Source organism: Actinomadura kijaniata NBRC 14229 (assembly GCF_001552175.1).
Classification (GTDB): Bacteria; Actinomycetota; Actinomycetes; order Streptosporangiales; family Streptosporangiaceae; genus Spirillospora; species Spirillospora kijaniata.
Genome location: NZ_BCQR01000065.1, coordinates 36,147 through 55,910, shown reverse-complemented (window position 1 = coordinate 55,910; position 19,764 = coordinate 36,147). Strand labels below are relative to the sequence as shown.

Genomic DNA, 19,764 nt, shown 5'->3' with positions numbered 1-19,764 from the left:
CAGCGCGGCGACCAGCGCCACCGCCGTGAGCGACCGCCCGCCCGCCAGCACCCGCGACAGCACGTCCCGCCCGGCGTCGTCGGTGCCCAGCGGCGAGCCGCCGCCGGGCGGGGCCCACGGCGTCCCGACCGAGGCGGCCGGATCGTGCGGGACCAGGAACCCGCCGAGGAACACCCCGGCGAGCAGCACGGCCGTCCAGACGGCGAGGGCCCTCCTCATGCCGCCCGCCGCCGTTCGGTCAGCGCGGCGAGGACGTCGGCGGCGAACAGCCCGGCCAGCACGACGGCCGCCGCGGGCAGCGCCACGGCCTGCACGACCGGCACGTCCCGCACCCCGATCGCGCTGACCAGCAACTCACCGAGGCCGCTGTAGCCGAACAGCGTCTCCACGACGGTCGTGGCGGCCAGCATCCCGCCGGACATGACGGCGAGCACGCGGACCACCGGGGCGGCCAGGTACGGCAGGACGTGCCGCGCCGCCACCCGGACGCGCGGCACGCCGCGCTCCGCCGCCGACGTCACATGGGGCGCGCGGACCGCGTCGGCGACCGCGCCGCCGAGCACGCCCGCGCCGAACGCGGCCGACGGCACCGCCAGCGCCAGCGCCGGCAGCACGAGGATCTCCGGCCGTTCCAGCGGGGATCCGTCCGCCGGGACCAGCGACACCGGCGGCAGCCAGGCCAGCATCCCGGCGAACACCGCCACCAGCCCCGCGGCGAACACCGCCTGCGGCACCGCCGCCAGTACCGTGACCAGCGTGATGACCGGGCCGCGCCGCCGCGACGCCGTGCCGGCCGCCCAGGCCAGCGCCAGCGTCAGCGGGACGGCGACGGCCAGGGCGCAGCCCGCCAGGGTGAGCGTGGCGGGCAGCCGCTCGGCGACCGTCCGCGCGACGGGCCGGTCGGTGACCAGCGAACTGCCCGCGTCGCCGCGCGCGAGTCCGGCCAGCCAGATCCCGTACCGCTGCCAGGCCGGGCGGTCGAGGCCCAGCCGCTCCCGGATCTCGGCGGCGGGCACCCCGCCGGAACGGACCTGCGCCGCGTCCGACGGGAGGAGTTCGGTGGCGGCGAACACCGCCACCGACACCGCGAACAGCACCGCCACGGCACGGACGGCCGCGGCGAACACCCGGACGGCCGTCACCGCGCCAGCCGCACCCGCTCGACGAAGTTGCTCTCGAACCCGGGACCGGTGGGCAGGTCGGCCACGCGGGCGGAGGTCAGGTCCAGACCGTCGCCGAGGCCCCAGACGACGTAGCCGCCCTCGTCGCGCAGCCGCCGCTGGAGCGCGCCGAACGCCGTGCGCCGCCCGCCCTCGTCCCGGGTGGCCAGCGCCCGCGCGAACGCGGCGTCCCATTCGGGACGCTTCCAGGCCGTCTCGTTGGTGGGCGCGTCGGCCAGCAGTGAGACCCGCGCCACGTCCAGGAACGGGATGCCGCCGAAGAACCCGACGTAGAAGTCCCGCTTGGCGAAGACCTTCGTCCAGTAGGTGTCCGGTGGCTCCGTCGTGACGCGGACGTTGACTCCGACCTCGCGGAGCTGCCGGGCGACCAGGGTGGCGGTGGTGTCCATCCCCGGGTAGGAGGTGGTGGTGGCCAGGGTGAGGTCCAGGCCGTCGCCGTGTCCGGCCTGCCGCAGCAGCTCCCTGGCCCGGTCGAGGTCGCGGGGGCGCTGGGGGACGTCGCGGGGGCTGGACGGGTCGGCGGGGGTGAGCAGGTCGTTGCCGATGCCGCCGTAGCCGAGGAACACCTTGTCGAGCAGTTCCCGGCGGTCGGTGGCGAGCTTGACGGCCTCGCGCACGCGCGGGTCGTCGAACGGCTTCCGGTCCAGCCGCATCACCAGCGGGTACATGACGACGCCCGACCGGCGCACGACCCGGACGCCGGTCCCGACCTGGCGGGCGGAGGCGGGGGCGACGCTGGCGGCGACGTCGGCCTGGCCGGACACGACCGCCCGGGCGCGGGCCTGCGGGTCGGCCACGGCGCGGATCTCGATGCGGCGGGTCGGCGGGGCCGGGCCCCACCAGCGGTCGTTGCGTTCCAGCACCGCGTGCTGCGGGGTGCCGCCGGCCATGCGGTACGGGCCCGAGCCGGCCGGGGGCCGGTCGAACGCGGTGGTGCCCTCCGGCACGACGAACGTCACCGACTCCAGGGCGCGCGGGACCTCCGCGTAGGGCTCGGTGGTGACGAGTTCCAGGGTCCGGTCGTCGACGACGCGCGCCCCCTTCATGTCGAACATCTGCAGGCGTCCGAAGTTCTCGGCGGCCTTGGTGTGGATGCGGCGCAGCGAGAACAGCACGTCGGCGGCCCGGACCGGGCGGCCGTCGGTGAAGCGCGCCTCCCGCAGCCGCACGGTCCAGCGGGTCAGCGAGCCGTCGGGGGTGATGGCGGAGGCGAGCCGGTACTCGGTGGCGCCGTCGGCCCCGGGTTTGGTCAGCACGTCGTACAGCAGCGCGAACCTGACCAGGTCGGACTGGTTGCCGATGCCGCCGTGTGGGTCGTTGATCGCGGCGGCCGGGGCTCCGACGGCGACGTAGCGCAACGTGTCGCCGTCGGACGCGGGGTTCGCGGTGCCCTTGCCGCCGCCGCACGCGGGCAGCAGCAGGACGAGCCCGGCTCCCAGCGCGGCGGCGGGCCTTCGGGGAAGGGGGGTCATGGTGGGGTTCTTCCGTTCCGGTCAGAGACGGGCGAGGACCTGGTTGATCAGTTCGGCGACGCGGCTGACGACGGGCGGGCGCAGCAGGCCGTAGTGGTCGGCGTCGACGCCGTGGACGTCGGGCGGGGCGGCCAGGTGCCGTCCCCAGCCGAGGTCGGGCAGGCCGGGCGGGGTGTCGTCCACGCCCATGCCGATGCCGGAGTTGCGGGAGGCGGGGCGGTCGGCGCGCACCAGCAGCGTGCGGGTCCGGTCGTCGCCGAGCCGCTGCGGCGCGTGCCCGGCCAGGCCGCGCAGGTGCCGGGCGAACACCGCGACGCGGTCGCGCACGTCGTCGCGGCGGCCCATCAGGCCGTGCTCGCGCAACCGTGCCGCGACCTCCGCGTACCGGCGGTCGGCCGGCAGCGCGAGCAGGTCCGCGCGCCGCCGCGGGGCGCCGACGCCCAGGTCGACGTTCCGGTACGCCTCAAACGCGCCCAGCAGCCGTGCCATCGCCTCGGCGTCGGCGTCGGCGGCCTCGATCGGGGTGATGTGGGTGGGGTCGTTGGAGTCCAGCATCAGCAGCAGATCGACCCTCTCGCCCGCGTCGCGCAGGTGGCAGGCGACCTCCTGGCCGAGGCTGCCGCCCATCGACCAGCCGCCGAGCAGGTACGGACCGGGGGTCCGGCTCCGCAGCAGCTCGCCGTAGCCGCGGGCCAGGTCGGCGAGGGCGTCCGGCGCGTCGCCGCCGACCAGACCCGGGTCGGTGACGGCGACGACGGAGAAGCGTTCGTCCAGCAGGCGGGACAGCTCGGCGTAGCACATGACGTCGCCGCCCGAGGGATGCAGCAGGTACAGCGTCCGGCCGCCGCCAGCCGTGCCGTCGCGGAGCGGGACGAGCACGTCCTCGGTGATCGCGTTCGGGGTGACCGTCTCCCGAGTGGGCGCGCCCCTGCTCGGCACGTCCCTGCTCGGCGCGCCCCTGCTCGGCGCGCTTGGGGTCGGCGCACTCGGGGTCGGCGCACTCGGGGTCGGCGCGTCCCTGCTCGGCGCGTTCCAGGTGGGCGCGTTCCAGGTGGGCGCGTTCCAGGTGGGCGCGTTCCAGGTGGGCGCGTTCCAGGTGGGCGCGTCGCCGCTGGGCGTGGCGGCGGGCGGGCGCTCGTCCCAGGCGTCCGGGTCGGTGGCCAGGCGCCGCAGCCGTGCCGCGTACCGGGCGAAGACGCGGTCGACCTCGTCGGCGGGCAGGACGTCCTCGACGAAGTCCCACTGGACGAGCAGTTCGCCGCGCTGCACGAGCACCTGGTGGTCCAGCCAGGTCTGCGGCGTCTGGCTGAGCGCGTACACCTGCTCCCCCACCCACTGCAGGTCGGGTTCGCCGCCCACCAGGTCCTCCAGCCCGAGCGCGCTGGTGAACACCACCGGCACGGAGGCGACCCGGCCGGTGCGCGCCGCGCTCTCCGCGAACAGGTCCAGCGCCGAGTACGCGCGGTGGTCCAGGTCGGAGAACAGCCGTTCGTGCGTGGCGCGGACGTGCTCGGCGAACGAGCCGGGGCGGCGCCGGTCCGCCTCGTGCACCAGCAGCGAGGTGAAGTCACCGACCACCGCGTCCACGTCCGGATGCAGCGGCGGCCGGTCGAACAGCGTCAGCGTGACCGCGAAGTGGCGGCCGCCCGACCACTCCGCCAGGGCCTCGGCGTAGGCGGTCAGCAGCACGGCCGTCGGGGTCGTGCCCCGCCGGGCGGCCTCGGCGCGCAGCCGGTCCCACTCGGTCGCGCCGAGCCGCGCGGTGCGGCGCGCGAACCTCGGCGGCCCCTGCGGGTCGGAGACGGGCAGCGGGGGCGGCCCGGGAACGGTGTCGAGGCGGTCCCGCCAGTACGCCGCGGCGCGCCGCCGGTCGTCGCCGTCACGCGCGGTCTCGGCCGCGCGGACGCAGGCGGCGAAGTCGACGCCGGGTTCGGGCAGCGGAACGCCGGGGTTCTCGTAGAAGTGGCGGACCTCCCGGTCGATGATCCAGTAGCTTCCGGCGTCACAGACCAGCACGTCCACGCCGATGAACAGCCGGACGCGCCCCTCGGGCAGCCGGGCGGCCCGGATCTGCACCAGCGGCCAGCGGTCGGGCGGGCCGGGGTCGCGGGACACGCGTTCGCGCAGGCGCCGCAGCCGTTCGGCGCGGACGTCCTCGGAGACCTCGGCGAGGTCGTGGACGCGGATCCGGTACGGCGGCACGTGGTCGAGGGTCCGCAGGCGGCCCTCCCCGGTCACGATCGTGCGGAGCATCGGGTGCCGCGCGATGACCTGCCGCCACGCCGCCTCGTACCGGGCGACGTCGAGGCCGTCGCAGTCGTATTCCAGGTAGAAGTGGCAGGCGATGTCGCCGAGCGCGTACCCGCCGCCGCGCCCCACCCAGTAGGCGTGCTGGACACGCGTCATCGGGAACGTGCCGTCCTCGGCCGCACCGCCGCCGGGCGCGCGCGTGGCGGGCGGCGGCTCCCCGGCGCCCGGCCGGTCCAGCAGTTCGGCGAGCCCGGCGACGGTGGGCCGGTCGAACAGGTCGCGCAACCGCAGCTCGACCCCGCAGGCGCCGCGCAGGGCGGTGAGCATGCGGGTGGCGAGCAGCGAGTGGCCGCCGAGCGCGAAGAAGTCGGCGTCCGGCGAGGTGACCGGGACGCCGAGGACGTCCGACCACAGGTCGGCGACGGTCCGCTGCGCGTCCGTCAGCTCCGTGGAGCGGTCGCCTTCCTCCGTCGGCCGGGGCGGGGTGTAGGAGGCGGCGGGCATCCGTTCGCGCAGGTCGGTGATCGACACCGCGACGACCGGGGGGACGTTCGGGACCGCCAGGATCCGGTCGAGGGCGGCCATGCCGGTGGCGGCGTCCAGGGCGTAGGCGAGGCGGACCTCGCGTTCCCCGCCCAGCGGGCCGACCTTCCAGGCGTCCCACACGACGCTGGTCCACCGCGTGGACCGGTCGGCCGGCCCGTCGGTGGACAGGGACTCGGCGAACGCGTCCAGGTAGCGGTTGGCGGCGCAGTACGGGCCCATGCCGACGCCGCCGACCAGCGTCCCGGCCGAGGACATCAGCACGGCCGCGCGCGGGCGGCGGTCGTCCGGCAGCCCCTCCACCGCCGCCCGCAGCGCCAGCGCGCCTTCGATCTTCGCGTGGACGTGTCCGGTGACGTGTTCGTCGGTGACCTGCCGCAGGGGGCTCAGGTCGGCCGTCGCGACCACTCCGGCGGCGTGGACGACCAGCGCGAGCGGCGCGCGTTCGGCGAGGTCGGCCAGGAGCGCGGCGGTCGCCTCCGCGTCGGCGGCGTCGACCTGCCGGACCTCGATGTCCAGTCCCTCGTCGGCGAGCGCCCGCAGCCACCGCGCGCGGTCACCGCCCGCGGGCGGCGCGGAGCGGGAGGTGACCACGACGCGCATCCCCCGGCGGGCCAGGTGCGCGGCGGTGGTCAGCCCGACGTCGCCGAGTCCGCCGATGATGAGCGCGAGGTCGCCGCGCCGGATCCCGGGGTCGCGCGGGGCGGGCCGCCACGGGCGGACACCGCGGATCCAGCGGGTGCCGCCGCGCAGGGCGATCTCCGTGCCGGACTCCGCGCCGGATCCGAAGGCGTCGCCGAGTTCGGTGAGGACGGCGGGGGCGAGGTCGGTGCGGTCGTCGAGGTCCAGCGTGCGCCAGCGCAGTCCCGGCCGTTCCTGGGCGAGGACGCGGGGCAGCGCCTGCGACGCCGCCGCGACCGGGTCGGGCCGGTCGGCGCTCTCGACGCGCTGGGCCGAGCGGGTCACGTGCAGCAGCACGGCGGGCGGTTCCCCGGCGGCGACGACCTCGGCGAGCCGTGCGTACAGCAGGATCTCCGGGGTGACGTCGTCGCCGTGGGCGAGCGTGACGACGCCGTCCCACGTCCCGGCGTCCGCCTCGCCCAGGGGGACGGCCTCGGCACCGGCGCGTTCCAGGGCGGCCCGGATCTCGTCGGTGTCGGGGGCGTGACGTCCGGCGACCAGCCAGCGGCCGCGCAGGCGTGCGGCCGGGTCGAGGGGCGTGACCTGCCGCCACACCGGGACCTGCAACGGTTCGGTCTCGTCGGGCGGCTCGCCGTCGGTGGCGTGGACGGCGGAGCGGTCGGGCGGGTCGATCCAGAGACGCCGCCGCTGGAAGGCGTAGCCGGGGGCGGCGACGCGGCGGCGGCCCGTGCGGTGCATGGCGGGGAAGTCGACGTCCACGCCGTGCGCCCACAGGCGTCCGGCGGCGGCCCGCACGGCGGACAGATCGTCGTACGGGTCGTCGACGGCGAACGTGCCCAGCGCCTCGCGCAGCGCGGGCAGGCCGTGGCCGCGCGCGAGCGTGGCCAGCGCCGCGCCCGGTCCCGCCTGCACCAGCACCACCGGAACGCCGTCCGGGCCCTCGACGGCCGTGCGCAGCGCCGCGGAGAACCGGACGGTCCGCCGGAGCTGGCGGGCCCAGTGCTCGGCCGTCGCGAGCTCGTCGCCGGCCGCCGCGCCCGTCACCGTGCTGATCAGCGGGACGGCGGGGGCGGTCGCCTTCACTCCCTCGGCCGCCTCGCGCATCCGGGGCAGCGCGGGCTCGACGAGGCGGGAGTGCGCCGCTCCGTCGAAGCGCAGCCGCGTCGGGGCGAGACCGGCGGCGCGCAACTCGGACTCCAGGGCGTTCACGTCGGCGCGCGGCCCCGAGACCACGCAGCTCCCCGGGCCGTTCACGGCGGCCAGGCCGACCCCGGGATGCCGGTCGAGGACGGCGCGCGTGTCGCGTTCGGGCAGCGGGACGGCGAGCATGGCGCCGTCACCGGCCGTCTCCGCCATCAGCGTCGAGCGGACGGCGATGAGGCGGGCCGCCTCCGCCGTCGGCAGGGCCCCGGCGACCACCGCCGCCGTGTACTCACCGAGGCTGTGCCCGAGAACGGCGTGCGGGGCGATCCCCCAGGAGCCCAGCAGCCGCGCCGTCGCCAGCGACACGGCGAACAGGGCGGGCAGGCCGTGCACCGGGCCGTGCGCGGCGTCCGGTCCCGCGTCGCCCGTGACGACCGCCCGGATGTCGAGCGACAGCAGGCCGGCGAACAGCTCGGCGCACTCGTCCACGCAGTCGGCGAACACCGGCTCGGCCGCGTACAGCCCCGCCCCCATCCCGGGGCGCGCGCTGCCGCCACCGGGGAACGCGAGGACCACGCGCGGAGAGGTGGAGACCGGGGCCGTGGGAGCGGCCTCACGGAGCGCCGACGCCAGGGAACCGCCGTCCGCGACCACGGCGAGCCGGTGCGGAAGGTGCTCGCGGCCGGTCTGCAACGTGTACGCAAGGTCGGCGGGGCCGGTCCCGAGGCCCGTGTCGACCGCCTCGGCCAGGTCGGCGGCGGTGGCGCGCAGCGCCTCGGGCGTGTGCGCGGACAGCACGATCGGGTGGGGGCGCGGGTCGGGCGGGGAGGCGGGCCGGTCGGGCGGAGGCCCGACGACGACGTGCGCGTTCGTGCCGCCGATGCCGAAGGAGCTGACGCCCGCCAGCGGCGGGCCGTCCCAGGGCCTGGTCTCGGTGACGACCTCGAACGGGGAGCCGTCGAGCCCCAGCAGCTCGTTCACGGGACTCGCGTGCAGCGAGGCCGGGAGCGTCCCGTGGCGCACCGCCAGCACGGTCTTGATGAACGAGGCGATCCCGGCGGCGGAGTTGGCGTGGCCGATGTTGCTCTTGACCGAGCCGAGCCCGCACCAGGCCGGTCCGGTGTCGCCGAACACGCGCCGCAGCGCCGCCACCTCGATGGGGTCGCCGATGCGGGTGGCGGTGCCGTGCGCCTCGACGTAGCCGATCCCCCGCGGCTCCACCCCGGCGACGGCGTGCGCTTCGGCGATCACCGCCGCCTGCCCCTGGAGGGAGGGGGCGGTGAAGCCCGCCTTGGCCGCGCCGTCGTTGTTGACCGCCGAGCCGAGCACCACGGCCAGGACCGGGTCGCCGTCGTCGAGCGCGTCGCGCAGCCGCCGCAGCGCGACCACGCCGACGCCCTGGGTGTAGACGATGCCGGTGCCCCGCGCGGAGAACGGGCGGATCCGGCCGTCGCGGGAGTAGATCCCGTCCGCCATGGCCAGGTAGCCGCGGCCCTGCGGCACGATGAGCGAGACCCCGCCCGCCAGGGCCGTGTCGCACTCGCCGTTCAGCAGCGACTGCGCCGCCAGGTGCACCGCGACCAGCGACGTCGAGCAGGTGGTGTTCACCGCGACGGCCGGGCCGGTGAGGTCGAGGCGGTAGGCCGTCTGCAACGGCAGGTAGTCGGTCTGGGTGGCGATGGCGGTCTGCAGGCTCCCGGCCGGGTCGGCGCCGCCGCCGGTCGGGTCCCACCGGTCGGCCAGGTTGCCGGCCAGGTAGGCGCTCTGCGCGGCCCCGGCGAACACCCCGACCGCGCCCGCGCCGCGCCCGCCGCCGTGACCGGCCTGCTCCAGCGCCCGCCAGGCGCACTCCAGGAACAGCCGGTGCTGCGGGTCCATCAGCGCGGCCTCGGCGTCGGCGAGCCCGAACGGCCGGGGGTCGAACGCGTCCTGCCCGTCGATCAGGCCCGCGACCGGCACGTAGGCGGGGTCGCGGCGCAGCCTTCGGGGCACGCCGCGTTCGGCGAGCCGGTCGTCGGTGAGCCGGGTCAGCCCTTCGCGGCCCTCGACGAGCATCCGCCAGAACGCGTCGGCGTCGGGCGCTCCGGGAAAGCGGCAGGCGAGCCCGGTGACGGCGATGGCGGAGTCGGGGTCGAGGCGGTCGTCATGGTTCATCGGGCCACCTCGGCGGCCCTCTGCCGGGCGAGACGCCGGTTGCGGGCCCGCCGGGCGGCGGGCCCCTCGGCGGACAACTCGGAGGGCGGCTCCGGAGGCGCGTCCGGTTCCTGCCGCGTCCCGTCGCGCCGGGAGGTGATCCAGGCCGCGAGCCGCCGCACGGTCGGCCGGGTGAACAGGTCCACGACCGACAGGTCCGGGTCGAGCCGTTCGACCAGCCTGGCGTGGGCCCGCACGAGCGTGAGCGAGGTGGCGCCGAGCCGCAGGAAGGGCGTGTCCACGTCGATCGGGGCGCCGCCGAGCAGCTCGCTCAGCGTCTCGGACACCACCCGTTCCACCTCGGGGTCGGTCTCGTCACGTGGCTCGGGGGCGGGCCGCGCGGTCTCAGCGGGCGTCGGTTCCGGCGAAGGAGTCAAGACCGGTGCCGGTGCCGTGACGACGCTGAGCTCGATCAGACCGTCAGCGGGCAGGCGCGCGTGCAGTGTGACGCCCTGGTCGACGGCCTCGGCCGACAGCCGCCCGGCCCACTCGCCCGCCGCCGTCAGCGCCCGCGCCGGGGCGAGCGTGCCGCCGGAGATCCGCAGCGACACGTCCAGTCCCTGTTCGGCCGCCTGCCGGAGCAGCGCCGCGAGGGGGTCGGCGCGTTCCGGCGGCCGGGGCGCGGGCTCCGGTTCGGCCCGCGCCGCCCGGCGGTCGTAGGGGTTGGGCAGAGCCTTGTAGTCGACCTTGCCGTTGGCGGTGACCGGAAACGACTCCAGCCACAGCAGGCGGCTCGGCACCATGAAGTCGGGGACGCGGGCGCGCAGGTGGTCGACCAGGTCGTCGTCGGACGGGCGGCCCCGCGGGTCGGCGGCGACCAGGTAGGCGACCAGCCGGGGCCGGTCGTCGGGACCGCGCACCGACAGCGCCACCGCGTGCCGCACGCCGGGCGCCCGGTCCAGCGCCGCCTCCACCTCGCCCAGCTCGATGCGATGCCCGCGGATCTTGACCTGGCGGTCGAGTCGGCCGAGGAACTCGATGGTGCCGTCGTACCGCCATCGGCCGAGGTCACCGGTGCGGTAGAGACGGCGGCGCAGCACCGGATGGAAGACGAAGCGCTCGCACGTCTGCCGGTCGTCGCCGATGTAGCCGCGCGCGAGTCCGTCGCCGCCGATGTTCAGCTCGCCCGGTTCCCCGACGGGGCACGGCCGCCCCTCCTTGTCGAGGATGTGGAACGACTGGCCGCGCAGCGCCCGCCCGTACGGGATGCTCGGCCACGCCGGGTCCACCTCGCCGATCGGGTGGCAGATCGACCAGATGGACGCCTCCGTGGCGCCGCCGAGGCTGACCACCTGCGCGCCGGGGGCCAGCTCGCGGATCCGGTCGGGCAGGGTCACCGGGATCCAGTCGGCCGACAGGAACACCAGCCGCAGCGACGCCAGCACCTCCCGCGCCCGTTCCGGCTCGATCTCGGCGTACTCGACGAGCATCTCCATCAGCGCGGGGGCGGTGTTCCAGACGGTGACGCGGTGGCGTTCCATCAGGTCGAGCCAGTGGCCGGGGTCGCGCTGGCGGTCGGCGTCGGGCAGCACGAGCGCGGCGCCGGTGCCCATCACGCCGAAGACGTCGTGCACCGACAGGTCGAAGCTGAACGCCGACAGGCCCAGCACCCGGTCGTCGGGGCCGACGGGGAACCGGTCGATCAGGTCGTCGATCGTCGTGCGGGCGGCGCGGTGCTCGATCGCCACGCCCTTGGGGCGTCCGGTGGAACCCGACGTGAAGATCACGTAGGCGAGGTCGTCGGGGGCGGGGCGCACCGGGGACGCCGCTCCGTCGGAGGTCCCGTCCGCGGCCCCGTCCAGGGGGAGCGTGCGCGCGTCGACGTGGTCGGGCCACACGACGTTCGAGCCCTCGGGGACGAGCGCCGTGGTGACGCCCGCCTGCGCGCAGACGGAGGCGATGCGTTCGGCGGGCCAGGACGGCTCGACCGGGACGTACCCGGCGCCGCCGGCGCACACGCCGAGCATGGCGACCACCTGGTCGATCCCCTTGTCGAACGCCACCGCGACCAGGTCGCCCGGCCCGATGCCGCCGGCGGCCAGGGCCGCGCCGACGCGTGCGGTCCGTTCGGCCAGCTCCCCGTGCGTGAGACCGCGGGTGGAGCCGAGCAGGGCAGCGTTGCCCGGAAGGTCTCGGGCGGCGGCGCGCAGTGGGTCGTCCAGCAGCGGCCCCGCGTCGCCGAACGGACGGCGGTCCAGGGGCTGGTCCGGCAGGAAGGACGGGTCCCAGCCCAGAGCGGGGTCGTCCCAGGCGTCCGGCTCGGCGGCGAGGCGGCGCAGCAGCCGCAGGTGCGCGTCGCGCATGCCCGCCACGAACCCGTCGGGGAACGCGCCGTCGACCGCGTCCCACGCGACGCGCAGCCGCCCGCCCTCGTCGTGCACGATGTGGTCGAGCGCCACCTGCGGGGTCTGTGAGATCCCGTGGACCTCCTCCCCCAGCCACGCGGCCGGGTCGCGTTCGGGGTCGGACAGGCCGAGGCCGCTGGTGAACACGACCGGGTGCGCGGGGGTCAGGTCCGTGGTCCCGGCGTCCCGCAGCACCTCGACGCCGGACACCGCGCGGTGCTCCATGTCGGTCCAGAACCGCCGGTTCAGCCGCGCCGCGAACTCCCCGAATCCGGTCGGCTCCGGCTCCGGCACCTCCACCAGGATCGTCGAGGTGAAGTCACCGACCAGATGGGTCAGCTCCGGCTCGTCGGGCCGGTCGAACAGCGTGGTGTTGAGGCAGAACGGGGCGGGCGCGCCCCACCGGTGCAGCACCAGCCCGAACGCCGCCAGCAGCACCCCGGTCGGGCTCAGCCCGCGTTCGGCCGCCCGGTCCCGCAGAGCCCGCCACTGCTCGGCGGTCAGCTCGGCCGACCAGCGGCTGAACCGGTGCCCGCGGAGCCCGGCAAGGTCGGTCGCCCAGGGCAGGCGGGGCCCCGACGGCAGCGTCTCGGCCCGCCGCCGCCAGTACGCCAGGTCGCGGTCGCGCCGCCGGGCCTCCTCCGGATCGGCGGCGCGGCGTTGGACCAGCTCGGCGAAGGTGAGCGGAGCGGCCGGCAGCTCGGCCGCCGGATCGGCGACCAGCTCGCCCCACTCGCCGAGGATCTGCATCCATCCGGCCAGGTCCAGGGCCAGCACGTCGATGCCGAGGAAGATCCGGGTGCGGCCGCCGGGCAGGAACGCGGCGCGCACGTCGAACAGCGGCCAGCGTCCCGGGTCCCGCACCTGGTGGGACCGCTCGTGCCGCAGCTCGGCCAGCCGCGTCCGCGTCTCCTCCGACGTGGCGGACCGAAGGTCCTCGACCTCGATCTCATAGGGCTCGACCCGGCGCAGGATGCGTTGCCGCCCGTCGCCGTCCACGACCATGCGGAGCATCGGATGGTGCTCGACCAGACGGTTCCAGGCGACGGTGAGCCGCTGGAGGTCCTTCTCCGGCCCGTCCGGTCCGGGCGCCCGGTCGTACTCGCGGTAGTAGAACGTCGCCACCCCGCCGAGCGGGAAGGCGGGATCGCGGCCGATCCAGTACGCGGTCTGCAGGGGCGTAAGCGGAGCGCCCTCGCCCTGCTCCTCCGCCTCCTCGTTGGAGACCTCACCGGGATCGACGACCCCGGCGGCGACGCCGCGCACGGTCGCCGCGCCCAGGAACGCGGTCATCGGCAGGTCGAGCCCGAGGTCGCGCAGCCTGCGACGCAACCGCACGGCGGTGAACGAGTCCAGGCCCAGGACGGTCAGCCGCACGTCCGGGTCCACGGCGTCGACCGCCAGACCGAGCACTTCGGCAACGACCTGCGCGACCTGCTCGACGGACACCGGGGCGGACGGGGACACCTGCTCATCGGGGACACGCATGAGTCTCCTTCGGGGGGCACGGAGAAACCCAGTGAACATGATAATGATTATCATATTCTTCCATGCGAAGCCGGACAGGAGCCGCGTTGCCCCACGGCCCACCTCACACGCGGCCAGGAGTCCGCAGCGGTTCGCACCTGAGCGGCAACCGACCCCATCGGCCTGCCGGACGCAGGCTGCCCAGAACGCCCGCTCCGGCGTTGACCGACCAGCGCCCTGCCACGTTCACCGGGTCACACGTCGACGCCGGCGTCCCGATGGAACGCCAAACGATCAAAGGCTCTTGGCCCAGCTGACGGCTTGGTCGACTGCGTGGCAGGTGAGACCGGTTGTCCCGATCGATGGGGATGAGCACGGTGGGTTCGGGGCGGCCAGCCCAGATGCGAGCTTCGGGAGTGCGGGCGTCGTCAATCCAGGCGGTGAACCGCATCGGACGAAGTCAGTGATGAGTGGAACCTTGGCACTGGGACGAAGGAAACCGGCGGCACGGCGACGACCGACAGTGGGGTCATGTCGAGCGTGGGAACCAGAAGGCGGTTCGCGTCCCGGTCCCATGTGGTCACCTAGATGACGTCGCAGACGAAGGCGCGTTCAGTGATCCAAGTGCCGTGTTCTGGATTGATCAGGACGGTTTCTTCGCGGGGAACAGTTGGCGTTCGGCGAAGCCGAGAGGGCGGCGGACAGCGGTTCGGGCTGCGGCTCTGGTTTCGGTTCACCCGTTTTGATCTCCCCAGAGCGCCTCGCGCATCCCGTGCCCAACGTCCTGTATGAGCTCTCCGGCGACCACGATGTACAGCCGGGTGATGGCCACCCGAGCGCCCGAAGGTCTCTTGGATCACCCGTATGGGAACACCTGTGCGACCAGCGGCGTGACGGGCGCCGCGAAGGCGGCCGTCGTGGACTCCGGCGTGCCGGAGAAGCGCCTTCCGCGCCTTCCCACTGCTCCGCCGGTTGAGCGGCGCCCGTTACGCTGGCAGAACATCCCAGTGCTCGTACTCGGCCTTCTGGCGCTCGTGGTGCTCGCGCAACTGCAGAAGCAGCTCGGGCGGATGCATCAGAACAAGCTTGCCCCTGCCCTGCACTCATGGAAGACCGGCTCGCCGCCCTGCCTATTGGGACAGCGGTGCGCGTGGCTGGTGCAACCTTCCCAACAGGCCCGCTCGGGCAGACGTGCCCCCTCTTCGTACAGCCTTCCTTGCAGCTGGCCAGACCTTGGAGAAGGCATCAGAGGAAAGATCTGTGGGGTCCGGCCGCCCGGGACCTGCTGTGCGCGCTCTTCCTGGCCGCCGCCACGTCCGGCCGTCACCTCCACCACGCCGCCCAGTGGCTGGACGAGCCGCCGTCCCCACCCCGATCGAGCTGCTGTTTCCGCCAGCGGATGTGCCGGCTGGTGAAGCGAGGGCAGAGGCGGGAGAGGCACAGGCGGTGGGTGGCGGAGCTGTCGCGTTAGTGCACCTCGGCGCGTTGCCCACCGAGTTTGGTCTTGACCTGCTGGCGCAGGGGGCCTTTGGCGGGTTGGGAGTGGGCGTACTCCTTGGTGATGTGCTCCAACTCGGCGGTGGAGACCTTGACGGTGTGCTCATCGGGGTCCAGCGAGGTGGTGAGCAGGTTTTCGTCAGGTGCGGGGTGGGCGTGCCCTGCGGCGATGATCATGCGGGGTCCGGACCGGCCGGTGGTGACATAGGCAACGATGACGCTGCCGTGGGTGAAGCGTTCGGGGTCGGTCGGATCGGGCTGTTCGTCTTCGCCGTCGGTGGAGGTGTCGGGTGGGCCGGCCAGGGTTTGGGTGAGCTGGTCCAGCTGGCCATCGCTCAGCCGGCCGGTCAGCATGTTGATTACTTCGTCCCGCAGTTCGGCGGTCGGGGAGTCGCCGGTGGTGAAGGCGAACGATTCCTGGGTGCGCCACATCCCCGGCTTGTTCAGGACGTGCGCCCAGGCGGTGAACCATTTGGTGTCGGCGGCTGGGAGCGGTGTCTTCTTGGTGATGGCGCGGGTGGCCAGCAGCACAGTGTTGTAGGTGTCCTCCCACTGCTGGTCGGTGATCTCGGGGTCGAACACCAGCAGCACGGCGTCGGCCATGATCACCAGCGGTGCGGTTTCTCGCACCGCCGGAGCCGTCGGTCCGGTGCTGGGAGCTGTGCCGGTTGCGGGCACAGCACCGATGGTGGCGCTGGTAGGTGGATGTGTGGACATGGTCGTCCCCTTCTTCGTGGGTTGCGCTGGCGCTGACAAGACGGCGACAGCGGTGATGACAGACAGCGGTGGCGGCGCGCAGGGGTGTCAGATCTGCAGGTCCTGCAGCCCCTGCTCGCCGCTGGTGGCCAGGGCCTGCTCCACTCGCTGGCGCTGGGTGTCGTACTCGCGGCGGTCCAGGCGGCGGATGCCGTAGGAGGTCGACACCACGGTGGTGGCGTCCCGGATGGTGTGGAACAGCCCGTTGGTGAGGTGCTCTTGGGTGTCGTACCAGAAGTTCACCATGTGGAAGACCGGGCCGTTGGCCTGGTGATCGACGTGGGTGAGGTAGAAGCAGCCTCGATGGGCGCCGCTGGGCGCGGTGCCGAATCTGGCCAGGGCCGGGGTGCCGGAGGTGCGGGCCTGGCCGAGCCTGGCCAGGGCCCGGTCGACCAGATCGTGCATCTGCGGCGCCGATCCGGGGATGGCGGCGAACCGTTGCCGGATGATCTGGTGGACCTCCAGCGGTCCGGCCGGCCGGTCCCACTTGGCGTTGCCGCTGAGGTACTCCCAGCCGACCTGGTCCAGGTACTGGCTGTGGTTCTCGAACCACTGCCGCGGGTCGCCGAAGATGTCACCGTAGGTGTCGGCGGTGTTTTGGGCGTACAGCAGGCTGGCGTCCACGTCGTGGCGGTCGCGGGCCTCGGCGGCCAGCCGCGCGGTGGTCACCACCGCGCCGGTGCGTCCCAGCACGCGCAACCGCGCGGTGGCCGCGCCAGCCGCGGCGGTGCCGGGCATCGGGCGGCCCGGCCGACGTCGGGTGTGGGGCGGGTTCATGGGCACCTCATCTCACCAGGGGATGGAACCGGCCAACGCCGGCAGTCGATGCTGCTCGACCACAGCGTCAGCTATGGGAAAGGACCCGCAGGCCAACCCTGACCGGTGGGTGGTGCGGTGCCGGTCGCCGCGGTGGAGGCCCGGCACCGCACCTGCCGGCGGGCCGGTCAGATCTCCAGGTTCTTCAGCTCGTCCTCGGCGGACTTGCCGAGCATCTCCCGCACCAGCTCGCGCTGGGGCCTGCCGCTCTTGGGCTGCGGCCTGGTGAACAGGTCGGTGGACTGCTCCATCTCGGCGCTGGAGTACCACACCCGGGTCTCCTGGGTACGCCACTTGGCCACCAGCAGGTTGGTGACGTCCTTGGTGGCCTTGAAGTAGAACGCCGACATCACGATCCGCGGCCCCGACTGGCCGGGGTAGGCGTACCCGATCGCGAGCTTGGCCGCCTGGTCGCCGTCGTGCCCCCTGCCGAAGATGTTGGCCTTGGGGTCGCCCTTCTCGGCCAGCTTGACCAGCTTGTTGATGGCGTCGGCCACCGTGGTCCTGATGCTCGCGGCGTTGGGCAGGTTGCGGACGATCTGCTCCAGCACCTCCAGGGCGACCGAGTTCAGCGAGAAGGTCGCCTCGCTGCTCTTGTACTCCTTGAACTCCAGCCCGTGGATCGACCAGTAGCAGACCCTGCCCATCACCTTCTTGTAGTTGGTGTACCACTCGGGCATCTGCGTTTCCTGGTTGTACAGCTTGTCGGAGTTGGCCTGCGCCAGCAGGGTGGACAGGTCCACATCGCTTTGCTGCTGGGCCGTCAGCTGCGGGTCGTTGACCAGGAGCATCCGGTTCTTGACCACCGTGGCGGTCTTGGCCTGGCCCTCGCCGGAGTAGACGACCGCCCCCTCATCGTCGAAACGCCCGCCCGGCCAGCCGGTGAACTCCGGCAGCTCCAGCGTCTGCAGCAGGCTCTCGGCCTCACTCGCCGACGTGACATCGCTTTGGGTCATGTCTTTTCTCTCTTTCGACGGTTTCCCGGCGCCTTGCAGCCGGGCTTCCGCGCCCACTCCTGCCCCGGCCGCAACATCACCTAACCGCCAAAAGAGCTCCTGGTGGCGAAGTTTGCCCAGATGACGCCATTTCCCGTCGAAGGGCCCGGCACGAAGATAATCCTTGGAACGGCGTTATCAACACGGTGGCGAGGTTGGCCCGCCACGATCCTCCCCCCAGAAGATCCGATGCCGACATCTGATTCCGCAGGGGCATCGAAGTGGCTTTCGACCGCGCTCGCCTGATCCACCACCTCATGCAGCCGGTCAACCTGAGGTGGTGGATCAGGCGGCCGAGCATGTGGTTGAAGATGCCGGCGCAGTGCTGGAGCGCCTGTCGTCGACCGCGCCTGCAGTCACAGCAGGCACGGACTTCAAGGGGGTCTGCGGCGAGGCGAAGACCCAGCGTCCGCCCGCCGCCCGCCAAAGACGCCCTCGATCAGCGGGAACCCGTCGCAGGCGCACCTTGCTCACGATGGCGCGGCTCGTTGGCCGAAAAGGAGGAACTTGGCCAAGCCCCTGGCACCGACTTTTGAACGGTGGCCTCAAACCCTTGACGGCACATGGATATTTCATATGGTGAAAAAACAATGATGCCGACCGGGTTGAAATGGCAGAGGACGAAGCCCATGCCTAGATGGCCGCCCCTGCCTTGATCAGGAAGATACTGAGCAGACAGAGCCACATTGGAACGCCTTTAAGCTTCATTCGGCAATCAGGGCAAAACTCAAGACCAGGGTGGCGAACCTGGCGATCACTGGTTTCACGAGGCAATCGGGCCGACCGGGAAAGGCAATGGGCAGCCCATGGAGAACACCGGCGCCGGCCAGTTCGGCCCTCTGCCCCCGAAGGTGTCCCCAGACATCCGAGCACGTTGTGGTGTCAAGCAGCAGCTGCCATTCGGGATGGGAACGCGATGGGTGCAGCTCGTTGCGAGGGACGCTGCGGGCTGGGCGCTCGTCGCAGGTGAACACAGCGGCCCGGAACAAGATCGTCAGTGTCGGAGCAGCCGGGCGAGGGCGGACTCGGAGGGGCTTCCCGGCGCCGCCTGGTAGACGATGATCACTTGCTGTTCCACGCCGCCGACGGTGAGTGCCTGCCGCCGCAGGGCGAGCTCCCCGACGATCGGGTGGGCGAACCGTTTGAGCTCGTCGCGGGAGGGGCGCGCGTCGTGCCACACCCACAGGCGGCAGCCTGTTCGCCGGGAACCGCACCTCCACCGGCTGGAGCCAAGCCCACCAGGCCGACAACCGGAGCCCCTACCCGCAGGATCGGCGACCTGGCGGGCAGGGCATTTAGGCCAGCCGGTAAGGAAGCGACGACCTCGGCGGCGAACCGCCGTTGGCGGCCGTCAGGGACACCGTGCCGGTCCGGCCGAATCCCACTCCGATGACTTCCAGCATCGGCTGCCCCCAGAATCTCCCTAACGCGGCCAGATGGCTACTGATAGTAGTTGCCGATGGGATGCGGGTTCGATCGGCCTCCGGCGGCCTGTTGCATCGCTGTCGTCTGGCGACCTTTACCTGGTGGCTCTGTGGCGGGCTGAAGGTCGGGGAGCGGACGGCCCGGCCAGGTCCGCTGCGGCTGGACTCAGGGCGCTCAGCGCGGTGCGGAACTTGGCGCAGGTCTCGGCCGGTTCGGCGTGCGGGTCGCTGTCGGCGACGATGCCCGCTCCAGCGTAGAACGTGAGGGCTTGGTCGTCGGCGACGGCACAGCGCAGGGCGATCGCCCACACGCCGTCGCCGGCGACATCCTGCCCACCGACCAGGCCGGTATAGAAACCGCGGTCGAACGGCTCCAACTCGGCGATCAGCCGCCGGGCCACGCTGGTAGGTGCGCCGCAGGCGGCCGGGGTGGGATGGAGGGCGGCAGCCAGTCGCAGGGAGGTGGTGGCCAGGTCGGTCAGCTCGCCAGTGATCTGGGTGGACAGATGCCACACGGATCCGGCTGCCACCGGAGTGGGATGCGTCGGCACCGGCACCGGACACCGCACCGGTGACTGTGCCGGAAGCCGCATGGGCCGTGATGCCGAAGTCCGCGCCACCGCCATTACGCCCCCGTCCCGGCGCGGGACCAAAGCACACGTGTTGAGGGACGAACAGGTAGGGGGCCGCATCACCAGCGAACGGAATCGCTCCCACCACAATCGGCGCCGAGTGCCCGGACGCCAGCGCAGCGCTCAACGCGTCGCCAACCCGTTCCGGGAGGTCCTCCAACCCCACCGCGCCTTGTTTCGCGCTTCCAAGTTCAGCCCGAGGTGGAACGGCGACCGCCACCCCGGCTGCCCTCAGCGTGCCGCGCGGGGAGGCGAGCAAGAACTCTTCCGCCCTCACAGCCCGACACCTGGCCATGCCGTAACCGGTCCCCGCTCAGAAGTGCCGTTCAGCATGAGACCGGTTTCCAGGTCCATGCTGTCGGCTGGACGCCTTCGGCCTTGAACGCCGCCACCAGGGGTCCTTTGACG

General features: G+C 73.3%; 9 protein-coding genes and 1 pseudogene. All 10 read right to left on the bottom strand.

From position 1 onward, the window contains the following. A pseudogene (locus AKI01S_RS21260) lies at positions 1–219 on the bottom strand (ABC transporter permease); the annotation flags it as partial. Then, on the bottom strand, positions 216–1,142 hold the full coding sequence (locus tag AKI01S_RS21255; protein WP_067820592.1) for an ABC transporter permease: 927 nt from the start codon (positions 1,140–1,142) through the stop codon (positions 216–218). The gene AKI01S_RS21255 and the pseudogene AKI01S_RS21260, both read right to left, overlap by 4 nt. After that, positions 1,139–2,653: an ABC transporter substrate-binding protein gene (locus AKI01S_RS21250; RefSeq protein WP_067820589.1), complete on the bottom strand. Its 1,515-nt coding sequence runs from the start codon at positions 2,651–2,653 to the stop codon at positions 1,139–1,141. Before AKI01S_RS21250 ends, AKI01S_RS21255 begins: the two co-directional genes overlap by 4 nt. 21 nt (positions 2,654–2,674) lie before the next feature. Continuing rightward, a complete protein-coding gene (locus AKI01S_RS21245; protein ID WP_067820585.1) occupies positions 2,675–9,385 on the bottom strand; it encodes a type I polyketide synthase in 6,711 nt (2,236 codons plus the stop codon). Continuing rightward, positions 9,382–13,257 (bottom strand): non-ribosomal peptide synthetase, encoded by a 3,876-nt coding sequence (locus AKI01S_RS21240; RefSeq protein WP_067820582.1) that lies wholly within the window; start codon positions 13,255–13,257, stop codon positions 9,382–9,384. The genes AKI01S_RS21245 and AKI01S_RS21240 overlap by 4 nt, the downstream gene beginning before the upstream one ends. Before the next feature lie 1,446 nt (positions 13,258–14,703). Then, a complete protein-coding gene (locus AKI01S_RS21235; RefSeq protein ID WP_157419987.1) occupies positions 14,704–15,450 on the bottom strand; it encodes a hypothetical protein in 747 nt (248 codons plus the stop codon). 87 nt (positions 15,451–15,537) lie between these two features. After that, positions 15,538–16,266: a hypothetical protein gene (locus tag AKI01S_RS21230; protein ID WP_157419986.1), complete on the bottom strand. Its 729-nt coding sequence runs from the start codon at positions 16,264–16,266 to the stop codon at positions 15,538–15,540. A 167-nt stretch (positions 16,267–16,433) separates the two neighbouring features. Beyond that, positions 16,434–17,261, bottom strand: a complete 828-nt coding sequence (locus AKI01S_RS21225; RefSeq protein WP_067820574.1) for a hypothetical protein — start codon at positions 17,259–17,261, stop codon at positions 16,434–16,436. Positions 17,262–18,294: 1,033 nt separating this feature from the next. Beyond that, positions 18,295–18,480 (bottom strand): MmyB family transcriptional regulator, encoded by a 186-nt coding sequence (locus tag AKI01S_RS21220; RefSeq protein WP_067820571.1) that lies wholly within the window; start codon positions 18,478–18,480, stop codon positions 18,295–18,297. A 339-nt stretch (positions 18,481–18,819) separates the two neighbouring features. Further along, on the bottom strand, positions 18,820–19,317 hold the full coding sequence (locus AKI01S_RS21215; protein WP_281186088.1) for a chorismate-binding protein: 498 nt from the start codon (positions 19,315–19,317) through the stop codon (positions 18,820–18,822). Positions 19,318–19,764: the final 447 nt, after the last annotated feature.

What these genes read in the sequence shown, in the direction of transcription:
- AKI01S_RS21250 (WP_067820589.1), bottom strand. Translation starts at nt 2,653, where the DNA reads ATGACCCCCCTTCCCCGAAGGCCCGCCGCCGCGCTGGGAGCCGGGCTC.
- AKI01S_RS21245 (WP_067820585.1), bottom strand. Translation starts at nt 9,385, where the DNA reads ATGAACCATGACGACCGCCTCGACCCCGACTCCGCCATCGCCGTCACC.
- AKI01S_RS21240 (WP_067820582.1), bottom strand. Translation starts at nt 13,257, where the DNA reads ATGCGTGTCCCCGATGAGCAGGTGTCCCCGTCCGCCCCGGTGTCCGTC.
- AKI01S_RS21235 (WP_157419987.1), bottom strand. Translation starts at nt 15,450, where the DNA reads ATGTCCACACATCCACCTACCAGCGCCACCATCGGTGCTGTGCCCGCA.
- AKI01S_RS21230 (WP_157419986.1), bottom strand. Translation starts at nt 16,266, where the DNA reads ATGAACCCGCCCCACACCCGACGTCGGCCGGGCCGCCCGATGCCCGGC.
- AKI01S_RS21225 (WP_067820574.1), bottom strand. Translation starts at nt 17,261, where the DNA reads ATGACCCAAAGCGATGTCACGTCGGCGAGTGAGGCCGAGAGCCTGCTG.
- AKI01S_RS21215 (WP_281186088.1), bottom strand. Translation starts at nt 19,317, where the DNA reads ATGCGGCTTCCGGCACAGTCACCGGTGCGGTGTCCGGTGCCGGTGCCG.